We start from the raw sequence: 20,507 nt of genomic DNA on the forward strand, positions 1-20,507 counted from the left end.
GCGCGCTCAAGAGGAGGTGGGGGCGCCTCCTCTTTTCATTCGGCATCAGTGGGCGACGTTCTGACGCCGGATGAATGCGAGCAGGAGCAGGCTGAGCGCGAGCAGGGTTGCGCCGGCGATCATCTTCAGTTCGGCGTCGGTCGCGGTCTTCGGCAGCTTGATCGTGTCGGGCGCCTGCACCACCGCCGGGCGTTTCAGGGCCGCAAGCTGCATCCGTCCGTCGCCTTCTGCGCGCCGTTCGGCCGGTGCCGCCGGCAATTGCGGGCGCTCGCCGAACACTTTCGCGAAATCCCAGCCGGCGGGCAGGTTGAGCGGCAACTCGCTCAGCTTCAGCGGATCGCCGTCGGGCCGGCTCGGGGTCTTGTCGACCGCAACCAGGCTGGTCAGCCGGGTCACGAGCTGATGCTCGAGCGCCAGCGCCAGGATGGTCTTGTCGGCTTCCTCAGGACTCGCGTGCCGCGTGGTGCGCGCAACCTCGGCGTCGTCGATCCTGCGCCGCGCCCACAGTTTTGACAGGCCCTTGCCTTCGGCCGCGCTCGCAAGCGGCAGCGTCACGACCCACGGGCGGTCGCCGATCCGGCCCTTGATCTCGACGGAACCCGCGAGCTTGTCGAGCCTAGCCGCCAGCACCAGCGGCTCGTCACGATAGAGGTCGGGCAGGATCGCCGGTGTGACATCGGCATGCGCGTCGGAGAACTTGGCGGAAAGATTGGTCACCGCAGGATTCTCGAGCTTCGCGAACAGCGAGCGCATGCGTTCCTCCACCTGGTCGGTGGAGCCGATATGGGTGAAGGCGCCGCGGCCGAGCTCGGCGGCGCGCGTCATCAGATAGGTGTTGGGCGCCGAGCCGATGCCGACCATGAAGATGCGCGAGCGGCCGCGCATCGCCGTGATGGTCTCGAACAGTTGCTGCTCGTTGCCGATGGCGCCATCGGTCAGGAACACGACCTGGCGGACATAATCGGAATCGCTGTTCGCGCGATCCGTCAGTGCCGCCCGCATCGCCGGCACCATCTCGGTGCCGCCACTGGCTTGCAGCGCGCTCACGAAAGCGTTGGCACGACTGAGATATTCGCTGTCAGCCGGCACCGCCGATGGAAACAGCACGTCCATGGTGTGGTCGAAGCGGATCACGTTGAAGCGGTCGTTCGGCTGCAGCCGGCCGAGCGCGTAAGTCAGGCTCGCTTTCGCCTGCAGGATCGAGGTGCCGCCCATCGAGCCGGAATTGTCGATCACGAAGATCACTTCGCGCGGACGTGGCTTCTGCTCGGCCTGCTCGACGGCAGGCGGGGTGACGAAGGCGAGCAGATAGTCGGCATCGCCGACATGCTCGCGGAACAGCCCGACCGACGGCGCTTTTTCGGCTGCCGGTTTCCAGCTCAGTTCGAAATCGCGATCCGCCGGCACGAGCCCTTCGGCGAGCTTGATGACCCGCGTCGCATCGTCGACGCTCTCGCTTCTGATGGCGTGATGGTGGCTCTTCACCTCGCCGAGCGGAAAGCCCGCCTGCAGGCGGACGGTGATGTTGGTCGGATTGACCGGCGCGTGCTCGGCCGGGTCGAGTACCGGCGGCGTGATGCGGTCGCGATCCGGAACGGGATCCGACTTTGTCGCGCCCCAGCCGCCGCCGTCGGCACGGAGGTCGACGCTCTGGACGATCGGTGCGGGATTGTAGCGCGGTGTTACCACCATCGGCACGCGCAGCGAGAATTCGTTGCCGGACTGCCGCACCGGCTCCTGGTATTCGATCTGCACCAGCACGGTCTCGCCCGGGCCGATATTGGCGACGGAGTTGGTGAAGATGTTCGGCCGCTCCTGCTCGGTGAGCGCGGCCTTCTGGCCGTTTTGTTTTGCCTGCTCATAGATCACGCGCGCTTGCTTGCGCTCCTTGATGTCGCCGACCACGATGCGATCGCCGACCACCATCTTCAGCGTGTCGACCGCGCCGCCTGCCGGCAGCGGATAGACGTAAACCGCCTCGACCCAATCCTTGGTCGGGTTGCGGAAGACTTGCGTGACGCGGGCGCGGATGGTCGGGCCTGATACCGTAAGGTCGACATCGGTGCCGAGCCTGATGGCGTCGTCATAGCCCTCGTCGGTCTTCAGGAGCAGCGAGCCGGAGCGGGCGTCGCCTGGCTTGATGAACGCTGCCGGCGGCTTGATCTCTACCGACCACGCCGGCGCGAAGTTCACAAATAGCACCGCAAAGCCGATCACGAGCGCGGCAACCGCTTCCGCCAGGAAGAACAGCACTATTCGCATCCTGCGCGACAGGCGCGGGCGGCCGGTCGCAATATAATCGCACGTCGTCATTTCCTTCTCCCGAGGAACGTCTTGGACGCGTAAAATCTTCGGGAAAGCGCTGCGAGCCGCGAGCAGAATGATCGGCATTGTTCCGCCGCGGGCAGGCGCCGCACGCCGCGCTGTGGGCGGCTTTGTGCGGTTTTGTGCTGAAATGTGCGGTCTGGTAGAGTCGGCGTGAATCAGCATGGGGTGACGATGCCGACGCCGGACAATCAGCTTTCCGAAGAACAAAGCCGGCAGATTGCGGAGATGATCCGTGAGGAACTGGCGCGCCGGCGCATCTCGCGGCAGGCGCTGGCCGAGCAGGCCAAGCTCAGCCTCTCGACGCTGGAGAAGGTGCTGGGCGGACGCCGCCCGTTCACGCTCCAGACCACGGTGCGGCTCGAGCAGGCACTCGGCGTCTCCTTGCGCAAGGTCCAGCCGGCGCCGGCGATGTCGGTAGCCAATGGCGAAGTCGCGCCAGACGGGTTAGGAGCCTATTCGCGGCGCGCGGTGCAGTGGATCGAGGGCACTTATCTGACGGTCAGGCCGTCGTTCGGGGCCAAGGACGCGGTCTATGCCTATCGCACCGAGATCGTCTGGGACGACGCCGTCTCGTCGCTCATTTTTCGCGAAGGTGAACGGCTGGATGCCGCCTACACCCAGTTCGGCGAAGTCGCCGTCCCCAATCAGTCCGGCTTCATCTATCTCGTCACCAACCGGCACGGTCAGCATCGCCTGATCACGGTGTCGCGGCCGCGCAACACCGGGGAGATGTACGGCATCATCACCACACTGCTCGCCGGCCGCGGCTCGCTCCTGACGCCGATCGCAGCACCGATCGCATTCCTGCCGATCAAGAATATCGCCAATCCCTCGGTCGGGCGGGTGTCACCTGACGACGAAAACTACGCACTCTATCGCGAGCACCTGCGCCGTACCGTCGACGAGCCGTTCGCGATTTTTCTGCCGGGCTAGATCTCCCTCTCCCGCTTGCGGGGGAGGGCCGGGGTGGGGGTATCTCCGCGATTCGCACTCTTTGCGTGGAGAGAGCCCTCACCCGCTTGTGCTCTTCGAGCGCAAGCGACCTCTCCCGCAAGCGAGGTTTACGAGGCGCGGTGCAAGGGCGACGGCGAAACGATGGAGGCGAGCAGCACCGCGAGAATGCCGGTCAGGAAAACGCCGTCAAACGTGCCGGCGCCGCCGATCGAGGCGATGGGCGCCCCCAGGCTGCCGATCTTGTCCAGGTTGAGAAGATCGGCGCCGACCAGCGTTCCGACTGAACCTGCGATATAGGCGAGCGGTGCGGCATACACACGCGAGAGCAGGAGCGCGATGATCGCGACGCTGACGACGGGCACGAACACGGGTACGGCGATGCCTATACCCGGCACCGGCGTCGCCATCGAATGGACGATGAAGGCGATGATGGCGGTGGCGATCGCGGCCCTGACCCAGAGCTCGTATCTGGCGACCAGATAGATCGACATAAATGTCGGAATCACCGCGCCGCCGACATTCACGGCCAGGATCGTGCTGGGCGCGGTTACCAGCGGCACCACATAGCGCATGCCGAAGAAGTCAACGATCTCGCCGGATCTGACCGGCGGGCCGGACAATTCCGTGATCGGAATATTGAGATAGCTGCCGACCAGCGAGCCGAACAGCAGCAGGAACGCAGCTCCCGGACTGACACCGAGGCTCAGATAGGCATATCGGAGGATGCCGAGCTGGATCAGGATCACCAGCACCAGTGCCAGGAACACCAGGATCGAGAACGATCCCGGTGTCATCGGCAGATAGTGCATCTGGCTTTCCACGATCGGCGGCTCGCGTTGTTGGGCCGCCTAATCAAGTGGGGAGCCGTCCGCGCGATCTCAAGCTCTCGACTTACTCTCTCCGCGACCTGGAGAGGTAGAGCCGGCACCTCCCTTCGGCAACCTCGCCGCGGAGCGCCTTTGGAGTCACCTCTCCCGCTTGCGGGAGAGGTCGGCGCGCAGCGCCGGGTGAGGGCTCTTTCCGCACGAAGAGTCCCCCAGCGGAGACACCCTCACCCCAGCCCTCTCCCGCAAGCGGGAGAGGGAGCGCAGCCTGGACGTAGCTCTACCCCGACTAACCGCCCGTCTCCGCGCTGATGATGTCGCCGAACAATTCCCACTGTCCCTTGGTGAACCGCATCATCTTGAGCTGCTCGATCGGGGCGAAGTCGTTGGGGCCGGTGTTGACCTTGATGCCGGGGATCAATGTATCCGGCGCAAAATCCTTCAGGCTTGCGGCCTGCTTCATCACGTTCTCGCGGGTGAGATTGTCGCCGCACTGTTTCAGCACCTGCACCAGCGTTTGCGCCGCGGCGTAGCCGTAGACGACGTTGGTGTCGGAGATGTTCGCGCCCGGCATATACTTGTCGATGAAGGCCATGAACTTCTTCATGCCCTCATCGTCCTTCCATTGCGGATCGGACGCATCCTTGAGATATCCCGCCGACAGCACGCCCTCGGACGCATCGAGTCCGGCCGGCTTCATGACCGCGCCGATCGAGATCGAGACGTCGGTCATCAGGTGCATCGGCTTCCAGTCCAATTCGGCAATCTTCTTGATCGCCTGCGCGGCGAATTTCGGTGTCGCGATATTGACGAAGACGTCGGCGCCGGTGCCCTTCAGCTTGACGATGTGGGAATCGATCGAAGGCTCGGTGGTCTCGTAGCTCTCTTCGGCGACGATCAGGCTGGAGGCCTTCTCGCCGAAGATCTCCTTGAAGCCTGCGACGTAATCTTTGCCGAAATCGTCATTGGCGTAGAAGATCGCGACCTTGGCATTGGGTTTCGTCTTCAGGATGTACTTCGCGAAGATCCTGGCCTCGACGCGGTAGCTCGGCTGGAAACCCATGGTCCAGGGAAAATCCTTCGGATCGTTCCACTTGCTGGCGCCGGTGGCGAGGAAGAGCTGCGGCACCTTCTTGGCGTTGTGATATTTCTGCACCGCGGTCTGGGTCGGCGTGCCCAGCGCGTTGAACACCAGGAACACCTCGTCGCCCTCGATCAATTTGCGGACCTGCTCCACCGTCTTCGGCGGCGAATAGCCGTCGTCATAGGAGATCCAGTTGATCTTGCGGCCGTTCACGCCGCCCTGGTCGTTGATCATCTTGAAATAGGCTTCCTCGGTCTTGCCGATGATGCCGTAGGCCGAAGCCGGCCCGCTATAGGCCTCGACATTGCCTATTCTGATCTCGGTGTCGGAGGCGCCGACGTCGTATTTCTTCTGCGCGAAAGCGCTGTGGGTGGCGAGCAGCGAGAAGGCCGCGACGGCGGCAAGCAAAGCGATTTTCTTGTTCTTCATAAAGCAATTTCCTCGGGGCTTCTTGTGGTTGGGGACGAGCGCACGAAAATCGCCGCCGGTCCCGGCAGGCGGCGGCGAAACTTGTCAGCGGGTCATGTCATGAAGCGTGCGCCAGATCGGTCGGCTTCAATTCCGCGAATTGCTTGCGCAGCGTCGGTTTGTGGATCTTGCCGGTCGCATTCCGCGGCAGCGCGTCGACGAACTCGATCAGGCGCGGGCATTTGAACTTCGCCAGGTTGGCTGCACAATGCGCATGGATCTCCGCCGGCGTCAGCCTCTCGCCCGGCTTCACCGCGACGATCGCCATGCCGACCTCGCCCCATTGCTCGTTGGGGATGCCGATCACGGCGGCCTCGGCGACCGCCGGCATCTGGTGCAGCACGTTCTCGACTTCGGTCGGATAGACGTTCTCGCCGCCGGAGATGTACATGTCCTTCCAGCGGTCGACGATGTAGTAGAAGCCTTCCTCGTCGACGCGCGTCGCATCGCCGGTGTGCAGCCAGCCGTCGGTGAAGGAGGAGGCGTTGGCATCGGGTCGGTTCCAGTAGCCAGGCGTGATGTTCGGCCCCCTGACCCAGAGCTCGCCGAGTTCGCCCACGGCGGCGTCGGTGCCGTCGGGGCGCACGATCCGCACTTCCGTGTGCAGCACCGGCTTGCCGGCCGAGCCGGCCTTGCGCGCGGCATCCTCGCGGTCGAGCGCCATCACCGCCGGCGATGTCTCGGTCATGCCGTAACCCTGCTGCAGCGCCACGCCGCGCGCTTCCCACACCTTCAAGAGCGGCACCGGCATCGGTGCGCCGCCGACGCCGCCGATGATCAGCCGGCCGAAATCGGCGCTCGCGAAAGAAGGATGCTGCGCCATGAACTGGTAGATCGCGGGCACGCCGAAGAAGACGTTGATGCGCTCCGTGGGATCGCTGATCAGCCGCAATGCCTCACCGGGATCGAAGTTGCGCATGATCAGGACGGTGCCGCCGGCATGCAGCACCGGGTTGGTGTAGCAATTGAGCCCGCCGGTATGGAACAGCGGCAGCACGCAGAGGAATACCGAGGATGGCGAGATGTAGGCGAGGCCGCCGAGATTGACGCAATTGAAGAACGTCATGCCGTGGGTGATGATGGCGCCCTTGGGCTGGCCTGTCGTGCCCGAGGTGTACATGATGGTCGAGATGTCATCGAGCGTGACGTGCTCGAATGTCTCGATCGGCTTTGCCGCTGCGATGCCGGCTTCATAGGATCCATCGGGGCCGAGCAGCAGCGTCGATGACACGTTGCAGAGCGTGGCGACGCTGAGCGCGGTTTCGGCGAGGTCGCCGTCATGGATCATGACTTTCGGCGAGGCATCGCCGACGATGAACTGCAGTTCCGGTACGGTGAGGCGGGTGTTGAGCGGCAGGAACACGGCACCTAGCCGCCCGCAGGCGAACTGCACTTCCAGCGTGTCTGATGTGTTCAGCGCCAGCACCGCGACGCGGTCACCGCGCGCGACCTTGTGGGTATCCCGCAAATGCGCAGCGAGCCTCGAGATCCGCGCATCGGATTGCGCATAGGTAAAGCGGCGGCCGCTCGCGAGGTCGACCATTGCGACCTTGTCAGGCGTCCTCCGGCCGTAATGGGCGATCCAGTCGTAGTAACGAACCGGCAAATTTCCCTCCCACGGTGGGCGGTCTGGCGCCGCCTGATCGTGATCCGCAAGGGCGCCAGTGGATGGGCCGGGGCCGGAACCTGTCTTGCGTCTAGTGGCTGGACCGGGGGTAGGATCGGCGCCCATTCGCCGCCGGCAGCCACTCGACGCAAGTTGGCGCGGCGATTTCCGGACATCGTCCTGGTCACGAGAATCGACGGAGCAAGGAGATGGCGAGCCCATTCTACACCAGCGAGCACGAGGCCTTTCGCGAGGCGGTGCACCGTTTCGTGCAGAAGGAGATCGAGCCCTACGCCCATGAGTGGGACGAGGCGGGTGAGTTTCCGCGCGAGCTCTATCGCAAGGCCTCCGAGATCGGGCTATTGGGGCTGGGCTTTCCCGAGGAATATGGCGGCATTCCCGCTGACCAGTTCATGAAGATCGTGGCGTCGCAGGAACTGGCGCGGACCGGCGCCGGCGGCATCAGTGCGAGCCTGATGAGCCACACCATCGGCTCGCCCCCGATCGCGCGCGCCGCCCGGGCCGAGGTCAAGGCGCGCGTGCTGCCGGAGGTGCTGCGGGGTGAGAAGATTTCCGCGCTCGCGATCACCGAACCGAGCGGCGGCTCCGATGTCGCCAATCTCCGCACCAAGGCGCGCCGCGACGGCGATCATTACGTCGTCAGCGGCGAGAAGACGTTCATCACCTCGGGCGTGCGCGCCGATTATTTGACAGTTGCCGTGCGTACCGGCGGCGAGGGCGCCGGCGGCGTCAGCCTGCTGCTGATCGAGGGCGATACGGCCGGCCTGTCGCGCACCAAACTGAGGAAGATGGGCTGGTGGGCCTCCGATACGGCGACGCTGCATTTCGACGAGTGCCGGGTGCCGGTCGAGAACCTGATCGGTGAGGAGGGGCAAGGCTTCAAGATCATCATGCAGAATTTCAACAGCGAGCGCATGGGCATGGCGGCAAGCTGCACGGCCTATGCCCGCGTCTGTCTCGAGGAGGCCATCGCCTATGCCAAGGAGCGGAAGACCTTCGGCAAGCCGATCGCCCAGCACCAGGTGATCCGCCACAAGATCGTCGACATGGCGCAGAAGGTCGCAGCGTCCCAGGCGATGCTGGAAATGCTGGCCTGGCGGCTGGAGCAGGGCGAAAGCCCGGTCGCCGAGATCTGCATGATGAAGAACCAGGCGACCCAGACCATGGCGTTCTGCGCCTCCGAAGCGGTGCAGATCTTCGGCGGCGCCGGCTTCATGCGCGGCGTCAAGGTCGAGCGCATCTACCGCGAGGTCAAGGTCAACGCCATCGGCGGCGGCACCGAGGAGATCATGAAGGATCTCGCCAGCCGCCAGATGGGATTGTGAGAGAACACGCGTCGTCATTCTGGGGCGCGCGTAGCGCGAACCCGGAATCCATTGGCCCGCATACGCCGGGGTGAAATGGATTCCGGGCTCATCGCTTCGCGATGCCCCGGAATGACAAGAGAAACGCCGATTGGAGTTCGAAAGAGACAATGATCTTCACCGCCGAACATGACGAACCCCGCCGCATCTTGCAGAAATTCATCGCGGCTGAGATCAATCCCTTCGTCGACGAATGGGAGGACGCGGGCATCTTCCCCGCGCATGAGCTGTTCAAGAAGCTCGGCTCACTCGGCTTCCTCGGCCTCAACAAGCCGATCGAATTCGGCGGCCAGGGACTCGACTACAGCTATGCGCTGATGATGGCGGAGGAACTCGGCGCCATCAGATGCGGCGGCGTGCCGATGGCGATTGGCGTGCAGACGGACATGGCGACACCGGCGCTGGCGCGATTCGGCTCCGACGAGGTGCGGCGCGAGTTCCTGGTGCCGGCGATCGCAGGCGATCAGGTCGCCTGCATCGGCGTCTCCGAGCCCGGCGCCGGCTCCGATGTCGCCTCGATCAAGACCAATGCGCGCTCCGACGGCGACGACTACGTCATCAATGGCGGCAAGATGTGGATCACCAACGGCACGCAGGCGGACTGGATCTGCCTGCTCGCCAACACCGGTGACGGCCAGGTCCATCGCAACAAGTCGCTGATCTGCGTGCCGATGAAGAGCAAGGGCGTCACCATCGCGCGCAAGCTCGACAAGATGGGCATGCGCTCCTCCGACACCGCGCAGATCTTCTTCGACAATGTCCGGGTGCCCAAGCGCAACCGGATCGGCGAGGAGGGCAAGGGTTTCACCTACCAGATGATCCAGTTCCAGGAGGAGCGGCTCTGGGGCGCCGCCGCCTGCCTCAAGGCGCATGAATTCATCATCAATGAGACGATCGAATATACAAGCAACCGGAAAGCGTTCGGCGGCTCGATCCTCGACAACCAGGTGGTGCACTTCAAGCTCGCGGAGATGCAGACCGAGGTCGAGCTGTTGCGGTCGCTGATCTACCGTGCCGGCGAGGCGCTGGTCGCAGGCGAGGACGTCACGCGCCTTGCCACCATGGCGAAGCTGAAAGCGGGCCGATTGGGGCGCGAACTCACCGACGCCTGCCTGCAATATTGGGGCGGCATGGGCTTCATGAACGAGACCCCGGTCAGCCGCGCCTATCGCGACAGCCGCCTGACCTCGATCGGCGGCGGTGCTGACGAAGTGATGCTGATGGTGTTATGCAAGATGATGGGCACGCTGCCAGGGCTGAAGGGAAAAGGAAACGCCTGATGGTCACGCTTTATCATTGCGACGCTGCGCGTTCGTTCCGGCCGCTCTGGATGCTGGAGGAAATGGGGCTTCCGTACGAGCTCAAGATGCTGCCGTTCCCGCCGCGGGTGTTCGCAAAGGACTATCTCGCGCTCAACCCGCTCGGGACGATTCCCTTCCTGATCGATGGCGAGACGCGGATGACGGAGTCCTCCGGCATCTGCCATTACCTTGGTACCAAGTATGGGCCAACGCCGCTGATCGTCGGACCCGACGAGCCGGCCTATGGCGCCTTCCTGAACTGGATGTATTTTTCTGACGCGACGCTGACCTTTCCGCAGACGCTTGTGCTGCGTTACGGCCAGCTCGAGCCGGAGGAGCGGCGCAATCCGCAGGTCGTCGGCGACTATGCCAAATGGTTCTTCGGCCGCCTGCGCGCGGTGGAGGCCGCGACCGGCAAGGCCGAGACGCTGTGCGCCGGCCGTTTTACCGCCGCCGACATCGCCATCGGCTATGCGCTCCGGCTCGCCGACAATATTGGGCTCGCCAAGGATTTCGGTCCCAATGTCGCAGCCTATTGGGCGCGGCTGCAGCGGCGCGAGGCATACCAGCGCGCAGTCGCGGCGGAACGCAAGGCCGGCGTGGAGCAAAACGTCGCGCCGCGGGTGCGCGGGTAAAGCGCCCGCCCCGTCATTGCGAGCGAAGCGAAGCAATCCATTTCCCCACTCGTGGTGGCATGGATTGCTTCGCTTCGCTCGCAATGACGGTGAGAGCCGTTCATTTGTTCGCCCATTTGTAACGGTGACTTCAGTCAGATTTCCGCTATGGTTGGCGCCGCAGCGGCCGAAAGAGCCGCGCGAGGAGGAACCACCATGGACGACCAAGCCCGCGAAGTAGGCCATTTGATGCTGATCACGCCGGAGCGCGTGTTTTATGCCGGACTGCTCGGCCGGCCGCGCGAGCGCTGTCCGGGCGCATTCCATGTCTATGTCGCGATCAAGGGCGGCCTGCACCTTGCGACCAGCGACGGCCGCGAATCCTATGGCGACCTCGTCGTGACCATGCCGAACCTGCGCCATACCATCGCGAGCGACTATCGTTCGGCGATCTGCGTCGCCATCGAGCCCGAAAGCGTCCGCATCGGCGCGCTCGAGTCGTTCGCTCGTCAGTTGATAGGGCCGGAAAGCCAAGTCTTCGCCGACCGCATCCGCGCCGCCTATGCCGCGTTGGCACGGCGGCAATATAGCGATGACCTTTCGAACGCCGAGTTCGACATCATGTGCTTCGGCCAGGCGCTGCCGCAGCGTAGGCTTGATCCGCGCGTGGTGCGGGCGATTGCGCGTATCGGCAAATTCTCGGGCGAACCGGTGACGGCGGCGGACTGCGCGGCGGAGGCCTCGCTATCGCCCTCGCGCTTCCTGCACCTGTTCAAGGAGGAGACCGGGATCTCGTTCCGCTCCTTCCGCGCCTGGAAGCGGGCCCGGCATCTCCTGCATTTCGCCAATCAGGACATCAACCTCGCCCATCTCGCGCAGGACATCGGCTATCCCGACTCCACCCATTTCAGTCACTCGATCCGCCGCTTCTACGGCCTGAAGCCGCGCGCGATCTTCTCCGGCTCGCGCGATCTGGCGATCTATCGCAGCAGCGGATCGTTGACGGAGGCGGCCGCCTCTTAGCCCGGCCATGACGGAGCCGTAGGGTGGGCAAAGCGACTGCACGCACGGTGGTTCGCACAAGCGAAGGCGGAAGCGTGCCCACCATCAAACACGGTGCTCGCAATGGTGGGCACGCTTCGCTTTGCCCACCCTACGATTCCGGACGACGTTAGAGATTCGCCCCCTGGATCACCTCGCCGAACCGGGTCCAGCCGGTGCCCTCGATCCGCTGCAACTGGATCTGCTGCAGCGGGTGGTGGTTGGTCGGGCTGGTGTTGACGCGGATGCCAGGTAGCAGCGTCGGGATCTCGACGTCCTTCAGGCTGTTGGCCTGCTTCATGATGTTGTCGCGGCTGAAATCGCCCTTGCACTGTTCGAGCACGATCTTGAGCACCTGCGCCACGGTGTAGGCATAGAGGTTATAGGCCTCCTTCGGATTGCCGTCCGGAAAATACCTCGCCATGAAATCGAGGAAATCCTTGATGCCGGCATCTTCCGCCCAGGCGGGGTCGGACACGTCCTTGACATAGGCCGAGGAGATCAGGCCCTGCGCCTTCTCCGGACCGACCGGCATGATGGTCGAGGAAATCGAGGCGGCGCCGCTCGTGACGAAATGCATCGGCTTCCAGCCGAGCTCGAACAGTTTGCGGATCGCCTGCGCCGCGAATTTCGCCGTGGTCCCCGAGATCAGGACGTCCGGATTGCTGTTGCGCAAGGTCACGATCTGCGAATCGATGGTGGGGTCGGTGACCTCGTGCGATACGGCGACCGCCGCGGAGCCGAAGCGCGGCCCCAGCACATCCTTCACGCCGCTGACGAAATCCTTGCCGAGGTCGTCATTCTGATAGAGCACGGCGAATTTCGCATTCGCGTTCTGGCTCAGCGCATATTTGGTGAACACCTGCGCTTCGATCCGCGCGCTCGGTGCAAAGCCCATGGTCCAGGGATAGCTCTGGTAGTCGCCCCATTTGTCGCCGTTCACCGAGAGGAACAGATGCGGCACCTTGGCCGCATTGATGTATTTGACGACGGCCGAATTCGGTGCCGTGCCGAGCATGTTGAACAGGAACGCGACATTGTCGCTCTCGATCAGCCGCCGCACCTGCTCGACCGTCTTCGCCGGATTGAAGGCGTCGTCATAATAGATGTACTTGATCTGCCGTCCGCCGATGCCGCCCTTTTCGTTGATCATCCGGAAATAGGCGTCCTGGCAGCGCGCCTGCACACCCAGCGCCGAGACCGGGCCGCTCAGCGACGTCGTGCTGCCGATCTTGATCTCGGTGGCGGTGACGCCGGGTGTATCCCCGGCGCGGGAGGCATGAAGGCCGGTGAATGCGGTTGTCGCGATGGCAGCCGAGCCGGCCAACAGCGCGCGACGATCAATCGTGCCCATGACGTCCTCCCGCGGTCGCAACCCGTTCTTTGCGAGGCTGCTTTTGGCGGAAGCCTAGGCCACATCGTACGCGCGGTCTTGCGTCAATCCGCTGGCGGCTTCCGCCATTAGTGCGAAAGCAGCACGGGCAGCGGCGGCCGCGACATCATGCTGAGCGTGGCGCCGCCGAGGACGAATTGCCGGAAGCGGGAGTGGCCGAAGGCGCCCATGACCAGAAGATCGCTGTCATGGCTGGTCAGCGCGGCTTCCAGCGCGTGCGCGACCGTGCGCCCCGCGGCATCGACAGTGTCGAGGATCACCTCGACCCCATGACGGGCGAGATGTTTTGCAAGTTCCGGCCCGGACCGCTTGGTGTCGATGCGCTTCTCGTTGGTCACCGTCACGATGTGAACGCGCTTGGCCTGCTTAAGCAGCGGCAGCGCATCCGCGACCGCGCGCGCGGCCGGACGGCTGAAATCCCAGGCCACCGTCGCCGTATCCAGCGCAAACGGCTTGCGGCTGGTTGGCGGCAGCAGCAGGACGGGGCGGCCGGATTCGAAGATGAGGGGCTCAGCATTCCAGGCGCCGAACAGGGCGTTCTCCTGGACCGGAATGATGGTGAGGTCGCGAAGGCGCGCATAGTCGACCAATAGCTCGCGCTGCTCGGATGTCAGGCAACGCTCCAGGATGCGCTCTTCGAAGACGCCGCGATTTTCCGCTGAGGCCTGGAAGGCGGCGAGCGAAGCCTCGGCCTGAAGGCGCGATTTCTTCTCGTCGCTGGCGGCGATTCCGGGAACGTCGAGCAGCGCCGGGCTCAGGAAGCTGCCGGGCACGGCGACGCGGATCTCGCAGCCGATCGCGGAAATCTTGGCTCCGATCGCGGCGGCGAAATCGGTCGCAAGATCGATCGCCGACGGCGGCGTCGTTTCGGGGTAGCTCGCGAGCGTCAAGAGGAGGTCCTTGTAGGCCATGTCATGTCTCCCAGGATTTAAGGAAACTCATAGCCCGGCCGCGGCGTCCGGGTTTGATTCAGAACAAACCTCCGTGCGCGCTATTGCCACGGTGATCGGACCGCGAGCCCGGCAATAGCCAGTCAACGCAAGAGGGTCCCGGCCAAATCCCGCATCATGCAAAAAATCGAGCCATTCAAACACGTTGGACGGGATGCATGAGCGACAAGGCCGTTATCACCTGCGCGCTGAACGGCGTGCTGACCGATCCAAAACAGCACAACGTGCCGGTGACGCCGGAACAGATGGCGCGCGAGGCCAGGGCCGCGTTCAACGCCGGCGCCAGCATCATGCATATCCACCTTCGCCAGCAGGCGCCGGGCAAGGGCCATCTGCCGTCCTGGGAGGTCGGCGTCAGCAAGGAGATCCAGCAGGCGATCCGTGAGGCCTGCCCTGATGTCATCATCAACCACACCACGGGCACCTCCGGCCCGAACTACCAGGGTGCGCTCGATTGCGTCCGTGAAACCAAGCCCGAGATCGCCGCCTGCAACGCCGGCTCGCTGAATTATCTGAAGGTCAAGGCCGACAATACCTGGGCCTGGCCGCCGATGCTGTTCGACAACGCGGTCGAGAAGGTGCAGGACTATCTCGATGTGATGAAGGGCGCCGGCACGATTCCCGAATTCGAATGTTTCGACGTCGGCATCGTGCGCTGCGTCGGCATGTACCGACAGACCGGCATGTATTCCGGCCCGCTCGAATATAATTTCGTGATGGGCGTCGCTTCCGGCATGCCGGCCGATCCGGACTTGCTGCCGATCCTGTTGAAGCTGAAGGCGCCGGACGCGCATTGGCAGGTGACCGCGATCGGCCGCGGTGAGATCTGGCCGCTGCACCAGCGCGCCGCCGATCTCGGCGGGCACCTGCGCACCGGGCTGGAAGACACCTTCTATCTGGCTGATGGCACCAAGGTGACATCTAACGGCCAGTTGATCGAGGCGATCGCGGCCTGCGCACGGAAGGCTGGGCGCGAGATCGCAAGCCCCGCCGAGGCACGGCAGATTTTCGGGGTGAGGCATTAGGCTGTCATTCCGGGGCGCGCGAAGCGCGAGCCCGGAATCCATCGGGCCGTACGCGCGGGCGGCGCAATGGATTCCGGGCTCAGCCCTGCGGGCTGCCCCGGAATGACGGCTGGTCGAGGGGAGGGAATCAAATGGACGATCTCGCAGCAACCGGCGGCGTGCCGGGTCCGGGGCAGATCGGCCGGGTGGCAATCGGCGATCTCCTCAAGCGCGCAGCGCGGCGCTTTCCGGATCGGATCGCGCTCACCGACGGCGCGCGTCGCGTCACCTTCACCGAGCTCGAGCGCGACGCCAACCGCTTTGCCAACTACCTCGTGCAGCGCGGCCTGAAGCCGGGTGAGAAAATCTCGACGATCTGCAACAACTCGGTCGAATTCGTCAAAGCGCTGTTCGGCATTCATCGCGCGGGCCTGGTCTGGGTGCCTATCAACACCATGCTCGGGCCATCAGATATGGACTACATCCTCGGCCATGCCGAGGTGCGCTTCGCGCTGATCGACGACAATCTGCATGCGCAAGCAGAGCGGCGCGCGGCGCTGGAACAGCGCGGCATCGGGATGATCGCGATCGATCTCACCGGCAAGGCCGCTGCCACCGGACTTGAGAACTTCAACGATCTCATCGAGGGGCAATCCGACGTCGAGCCGGAGATCGAGATCAACGACCGCGATCTCGCCATGATCATCTATACCTCCGGCACGACGTCGCGGCCGAAGGGCGCGATGCACTGCCATCTCGCTGTCGTTATGGCGGTCATGAGCAATTGCATCGAGATGCAGCTCTCGCGCGACGACGGGATCACCGGCCAGTTTCCGTTGTTCCACTGCGCCGGCCACGTGCTGCTGCTGAGCTACCTTTCGGTCGGCGGTCGCATGGCGCTGATGCGCGGCTTTGATCCGGTGGTCTGCATGGAAGCGATCGTCCGCGACAAGCTCACGGTGTTCGTCGGGCTGTCGCTGATGTACCAGGCGATCCTCGACCATCCGCGGCGGCGGGAGTTCGATCTTTCCGGCCTGCGCTGCTGCATCTACACCATGGCGCCGATGGGCAAGCCGCTGCTGGAGCGCGCCATCGCCGAGCTCTGCCCGAACTTCGTGCTCTCCAGCGGGCAGACCGAGATGTATCCGGCGACCACGATGTCGCGGCCCGAAGTGCAGCTCGATCGTTTCGGCAATTACTGGGGCGAGTCGCTGATCGTCAACGAGACCGCGATCATGGACGACAACGGCAATCTCCTGCCGCGCGGCGAGGTCGGCGAACTCGTGCATCGCGGGCCGAACGTGATGATGGGCTATTACAAGGACCCGAAGGCGACCGAGGAGGCGCGCAAGTTCGGCTGGCATCACACCGGCGACCTCGCGCTGATCGACGCGAATGGCGAGGTGCTGTTCCTCGACCGCAAGAAGGACATGATCAAGTCCGGCGGCGAGAACGTCGCTTCCGTGAAGATCGAGGAGACCCTGCTCGCACACCCCGCCGTGCAGAACGCCGCGGTGGTCGGCCTGCCGCACCCGCAATGGGGCGAAGCCGTCTCCGCCTTCGTCAAGCTGAAGCCGAATGCGGTGGCAGACGAAGCTGATATCATCGAGCATTGCCGAAAGCATCTCGGCGGCTTCCAGGTGCCGAAACTGGTGCGTATCCTTGAGGAAATGCCGATGACCGCGACCGGCAAGCTACGCAAGGTCGAATTGCGGCAGGCGTATGGTGAGTATTTTGCGGAGAAGAGCGCGTGATGTCCGCCAAAAACACCGCCGTCATTCCGGGGCGCGCCTCTTGGCGCGAGCCCGGAATCCATTTCTCCACGGCGCCTGCGGCCCGATGGATTCCGGGCTCGCGCTGCGCGCGCCCCGGAATGACGGCGTGAGTTGAGCCCATGGCCATTATCGAAAACACCATCTCGCCCTCCGGCGTCGCCTTCCAGGCCAATCGCGATGGCATGCTCGCGCTGATCTCCCGTATGCGCGGCCTGGAAGAGCGCACGCGCGCGGCGTCCGCTGCCGCGAAGGACCGCTTCCACAAGCGCGGGCAGCTTCTGCCGCGCGAACGGGTGGCGCTCGCGCTCGATCCCGGCTCGCCCTTCCTCGAACTGTCGACGCTCGCCGGCTACATGTTCGACGTCGCCGACGCGGACAAGAGCGTGCCCGGGGGCGGGCTGATCGCCGGCATCGGCTTCGTCTCCGGCATCCGCTGCATGGTCAGCGCGAACGATGCCGGCATCGATGCCGGCGCGCTGCAACCCTACGGTCTCGACAAGACGCTGCGGGTGCAGGAACTCGCGCTGGAGAACAAGCTGCCCTATGTGCAGCTCGTCGAAAGCGCCGGCGCCAATCTCCTGCGCTACCGCGTCGAGGATTTTGTCAGAGGCGGCAACATCTTTCGCAACCTCGCGCGATTGTCGGCCGCCGGCCTGCCGGTCGTCACGGTGACGCATGGCTCGTCCACCGCCGGCGGTGCCTATCAGACCGGGCTCTCCGATTACATCGTGATGGTGCGCGGCCGCACCCGCGCCTTCCTCGCCGGGCCGCCGCTGCTGAAAGCCGCGACCGGCGAGATCGCAACCGAGGAAGAACTCGGCGGCGCGGAGATGCACACCTCGATCTCCGGCCTCGGCGATTACCTCGCCGAGGACGACCGCGACGCGATCCGGATCGCGCGCGACATCATGGCGGGCCTCGAATGGGACCGGCGCAAGCCGCCGCAAAATTCATTCAAGCCGCCGCGCTACGACGCCGAGGAGCTGCTCGGCATCATGCCGATGGATCACAAGCGCCCCGTCGACATGCGCCAGGCGATCGCCCGCTTCATCGATGATTCCGATTTCACCGAGTTCGGCGCCAATTATGGCCCGGCCACGATCTGCGGCCATGCCCGCATCGAGGGGCAGGCGATCGGCATCGTCACCAATAACGGCCCGCTCGATGTGCCCGGCGCCAACAAGGCGACGCATTTCATCCAGGCCTGCTGCCAGTCGCGCACGCCGCTGCTCTATCTGAACAACACCACCGGCTACATGGTCGGCAAGGCCTATGAGGAGGCCGGCATGATCAAGCACGGCTCCAAGATGATCCAGGCGGTGACCTCGGCGACGGTGCCGCAGATCACGATCTATTGCGGCGCCTCGTTCGGTGCGGGCAATTATGGCATGTGCGGCCGCGGCTTCCATCCGCGCTTCTGCTTCTCCTGGCCCAATGCCAAGACCGCCGTGATGGGTGGCGAGCAGGCCGCCGAGACCATGGCGATCGTCACCGAAGCCGCCGCCGCGCGGCGTGGCAAGCCGATCCCGAAAGAGAAGCTGGAGGCGATGAAGGCCGAGATCATCGGCGTGTTCGACGGCCAGATGGACGTGTTCTCCACCAGCGCGCGGGTGCTCGACGACGGCGTGATCGATCCGCGCGACACCCGCAGCGTGCTCGCCGAGGTGCTTGCGATCTGCCGCGAGGCGGAAGCGCGTGAGCCCCAGCGCATGCAGTTCTCGGTGGCGCGGCCATGAGTCGTGAAGGGGGTGGGATGTTCTACCGGATCCTGATCGCCAATCGCGGCGAGATCGCACTGCGGATCATGCGCACGGCGCGGCGGCTCGGCTACGGCGTGGTTGCCGTCTATTCCGATGCCGACCGCGATGCCTTGCATGTGCGCGAGGCCGATCATGCGGTGCGCATCGGCGAGGCGCTGCCTTCGCAATCCTATCTCAACACCGATGCGATCATCGCGGCGGCAAAAGCCAGCGGCGCCGGCGCCGTGCATCCCGGCTATGGCTTTCTCGCCGAGAATGAGGAGTTCGCGCGGGCCTGCCGCGACGCCGGCCTCGTCTTCATCGGCCCTTCGCCGGAGGCGATCCGTGCGATGGGTAACAAGGCCGGCGCCAAGGAGATCATGCAAAAGGCCGGCGTGCCCTGCGTTCCCGGCTACCAGGGCGCCGACCAGAGCGACGAGGTCATGCTCGCCGAAGCCAGGCGGATCGGCTTTCCCGTGATGATCAAGGCGGTCGCCGGCGGCGGCGGGCGTGGCATGCGGCTGGTCCTCGACGCTGCCTCGTTCCCCGATGCGCTGCGCAGCGCGCGCTCGGAGGCGCTGGGTGCCTTCGGCGATGCGACGGTCATTCTGGAGCGCGCGATCGTCGATCCCCGCCACATCGAGATCCAGGTGTTCGGTGATCGCCATGGCAACGCCATCCATCTCGGCGAGCGCGACTGCTCGGTGCAGCGCCGGCATCAGAAGCTGATCGAGGAGGCGCCGTCGCCGGCGGTGTCGCCCGAATTACGGGCGCGGATGGGTGCGGTCGCGGTCCAGGCCGTGAAGGCGCTCCGCTATGAAGGCGCCGGCACGCTGGAATTTTTGCTCGACGGCAATGGCGACTTCTATTTCATGGAGATGAATACGCGCCTGCAGGTCGAGCATCCCGTCACCGAGGCGATCACCGGGCTCGATCTGGTCGAGCTGCAGTTGCGTGTCGCCCGCGGCGAGCCGCTCGGCGTGAGGCAGGAGGAGATCACATTCTCCGGTCACGCGATCGAGGTGCGGCTGTGCTCGGAGGATGCGGACCATGATTTCATGCCGCAGTCCGGCAGGATGGCGCACTGGCAGATGCCGCAAGGCGTCCGCGTCGAGCATGCGCTGCAATCGGGTTCGGAGATTCCGCCGTTCTACGACTCCATGATCGCCAAGATCATCAGCCATGGCGCCGACCGGCGCGAAGCGCGCAGCAGGCTGATCGTCGCGCTGGAGCAGGTCGAAGCCTTCGGCGTCACCACCAACCAGGGATTTTTGATCTCCTGCCTGCGCCATCCGGCCTTCGCCAAGGGCGAGGCCACAACATCGTTCATCGCGGCGCATCGGGGCGACCTGCTGGCACCGCGGGCGGACGTGAGCACGGATGCGGCGCTGGCAGCGCTGCTGCTTTACGTCACGCATCCGCATGCGCCGTCCTGGCGGAGCGGCCGCTCGCTTGCCGCGACATTCCCGCTTTCATTGCGCATCGATCTCGGCCGCGGCCGCTGCGAGGTCGAGATCGTGCGCGAGCGCGACGGCTCCTATGTCGCCGATGTTGCGGGACACAAGCAGCGCTTCGAGCTCGATGAGCTCGGCCTGGATGCGATCCGCTATCGCACCAACGGTCTCATGGGACGGGCAAAGTTCCTGCGCGATGGCGATCGTCTCTACATCCTGCACCACGACGTCACGCTCGCGGTTCGCGACCTGACGCTGGCGCCGCCGGAAGCCGCCGCAGGAGCCAATGGCGACGGCAAGGTGCGCGCCGCCATGAACGGCCGCGTCGTCGCGGTGCTGGTCAAGCCGGGCGAGCAGGTCGCCGCCGGCCAGCCGGTGATGACGTTGGAAGCGATGAAGATGGAGCACGTGCACACCGCGGGCGTCGCGGGCACGGTGTCGGCGATCGACGTCGCCGAGGGCGAACAGGTGACGACGGGCCGCATCGTGGTAGAGATCGAAGCGGCGGCTTGAGCGGGAATGCGTAGGGTGGGCAAAGCGCAGCGTGCCCACCTGTCTTGCACCGAACGTGGATGGTGGGCACGCTT

15 protein-coding genes are annotated in these 20,507 nt (G+C 64.7%); 9 read left to right on the forward strand and 6 right to left on the reverse strand.

All coding sequences use genetic code 11. The features are described 5' to 3' along the window. Window positions 1-45: 45 nt before the first annotated feature. Complete coding sequence (locus ACVJGD_RS31935; RefSeq protein WP_456637938.1) at window positions 46-2,313, reverse strand: marine proteobacterial sortase target protein; 2,268 nt, start codon at window positions 2,311-2,313, stop codon at window positions 46-48. A 186-nt stretch (window positions 2,314-2,499) separates the two neighbouring features. Between ACVJGD_RS31935 and ACVJGD_RS31940 the strand changes: the two genes are divergently transcribed. Beyond that, a complete protein-coding gene (locus ACVJGD_RS31940; RefSeq protein ID WP_456640442.1) occupies window positions 2,500-3,261 on the forward strand; it encodes a helix-turn-helix transcriptional regulator in 762 nt (253 codons plus the stop codon). Window positions 3,262-3,389: 128 nt separating this feature from the next. Here the strand turns inward: ACVJGD_RS31940 and ACVJGD_RS31945 are convergent, their stop codons facing one another. From ACVJGD_RS31945 to ACVJGD_RS31955, 3 genes are all read right to left on the reverse strand, one after another. Then, the gene (locus tag ACVJGD_RS31945; RefSeq protein ID WP_456637939.1) at window positions 3,390-4,103 is read right to left on the reverse strand and encodes a DUF1614 domain-containing protein; all 714 of its coding nucleotides are present in this window, start codon (window positions 4,101-4,103) and stop codon (window positions 3,390-3,392) included. Between the two features lie 292 nt (window positions 4,104-4,395). Beyond that, on the reverse strand, window positions 4,396-5,619 hold the full coding sequence (locus tag ACVJGD_RS31950; RefSeq protein ID WP_456637940.1) for an ABC transporter substrate-binding protein: 1,224 nt from the start codon (window positions 5,617-5,619) through the stop codon (window positions 4,396-4,398). Window positions 5,620-5,716: 97 nt separating this feature from the next. Further along, window positions 5,717-7,264, reverse strand: a complete 1,548-nt coding sequence (locus ACVJGD_RS31955) for an acyl-CoA synthetase (protein WP_456637941.1) — start codon at window positions 7,262-7,264, stop codon at window positions 5,717-5,719. Window positions 7,265-7,473: 209 nt separating this feature from the next. Here ACVJGD_RS31955 and ACVJGD_RS31960 point away from each other — a divergent pair, with 209 nt between their 5' ends. The 4 genes from ACVJGD_RS31960 to ACVJGD_RS31975 all read left to right on the forward strand — a co-directional run bounded on the left by ACVJGD_RS31960 (window position 7,474) and on the right by ACVJGD_RS31975 (window position 11,587). Continuing rightward, a complete protein-coding gene (locus tag ACVJGD_RS31960; protein ID WP_456637942.1) occupies window positions 7,474-8,610 on the forward strand; it encodes an acyl-CoA dehydrogenase family protein in 1,137 nt (378 codons plus the stop codon). Between the two features lie 149 nt (window positions 8,611-8,759). After that, window positions 8,760-9,929: an acyl-CoA dehydrogenase family protein gene (locus tag ACVJGD_RS31965; RefSeq protein ID WP_456637943.1), complete on the forward strand. Its 1,170-nt coding sequence runs from the start codon at window positions 8,760-8,762 to the stop codon at window positions 9,927-9,929. Beyond that, entirely contained in the window at window positions 9,929-10,585 is a 657-nt protein-coding gene (locus tag ACVJGD_RS31970) for a glutathione S-transferase family protein (RefSeq protein WP_456637944.1), read from the forward strand. The genes ACVJGD_RS31965 and ACVJGD_RS31970 overlap by 1 nt, the downstream gene beginning before the upstream one ends. Before the next feature lie 195 nt (window positions 10,586-10,780). Next, window positions 10,781-11,587 carry a helix-turn-helix domain-containing protein gene (locus ACVJGD_RS31975; protein WP_456637945.1) on the forward strand — a complete coding sequence of 269 codons (807 nt, stop codon included), beginning with the start codon at window positions 10,781-10,783 and terminating at the stop codon, window positions 11,585-11,587. A 148-nt stretch (window positions 11,588-11,735) separates the two neighbouring features. Here the strand turns inward: ACVJGD_RS31975 and ACVJGD_RS31980 are convergent, their stop codons facing one another. Together ACVJGD_RS31980 and ACVJGD_RS31985 are read right to left on the reverse strand one after the other, a co-directional pair. After that, window positions 11,736-12,959, reverse strand: coding sequence for an ABC transporter substrate-binding protein (locus tag ACVJGD_RS31980; protein WP_456637946.1), 1,224 nt, complete (start codon window positions 12,957-12,959; stop codon window positions 11,736-11,738). Window positions 12,960-13,066: 107 nt separating this feature from the next. Beyond that, complete coding sequence (locus ACVJGD_RS31985; protein WP_456637947.1) at window positions 13,067-13,909, reverse strand: universal stress protein; 843 nt, start codon at window positions 13,907-13,909, stop codon at window positions 13,067-13,069. Window positions 13,910-14,106: 197 nt separating this feature from the next. Between ACVJGD_RS31985 and ACVJGD_RS31990 the strand changes: the two genes are divergently transcribed. The 4 genes from ACVJGD_RS31990 (at window position 14,107) to ACVJGD_RS32005 (ending at window position 20,433) form a co-directional block, all read left to right on the forward strand. After that, complete coding sequence (locus ACVJGD_RS31990) at window positions 14,107-14,973, forward strand: 3-keto-5-aminohexanoate cleavage protein (RefSeq protein WP_456637948.1); 867 nt, start codon at window positions 14,107-14,109, stop codon at window positions 14,971-14,973. Between the two features lie 131 nt (window positions 14,974-15,104). After that, entirely contained in the window at window positions 15,105-16,706 is a 1,602-nt protein-coding gene (locus ACVJGD_RS31995) for an AMP-binding protein (protein WP_456637949.1), read from the forward strand. Between the two features lie 140 nt (window positions 16,707-16,846). Then, window positions 16,847-18,463: an acyl-CoA carboxylase subunit beta gene (locus ACVJGD_RS32000; RefSeq protein ID WP_456637950.1), complete on the forward strand. Its 1,617-nt coding sequence runs from the start codon at window positions 16,847-16,849 to the stop codon at window positions 18,461-18,463. Further along, a complete protein-coding gene (locus ACVJGD_RS32005) occupies window positions 18,460-20,433 on the forward strand; it encodes an acetyl/propionyl/methylcrotonyl-CoA carboxylase subunit alpha (RefSeq protein WP_456637951.1) in 1,974 nt (657 codons plus the stop codon). The genes ACVJGD_RS32000 and ACVJGD_RS32005 overlap by 4 nt, the downstream gene beginning before the upstream one ends. The last annotated feature ends 74 nt before the right edge of the window (window positions 20,434-20,507 follow it).

Source organism: Bradyrhizobium sp. USDA 10063 (genome assembly GCF_054063735.1).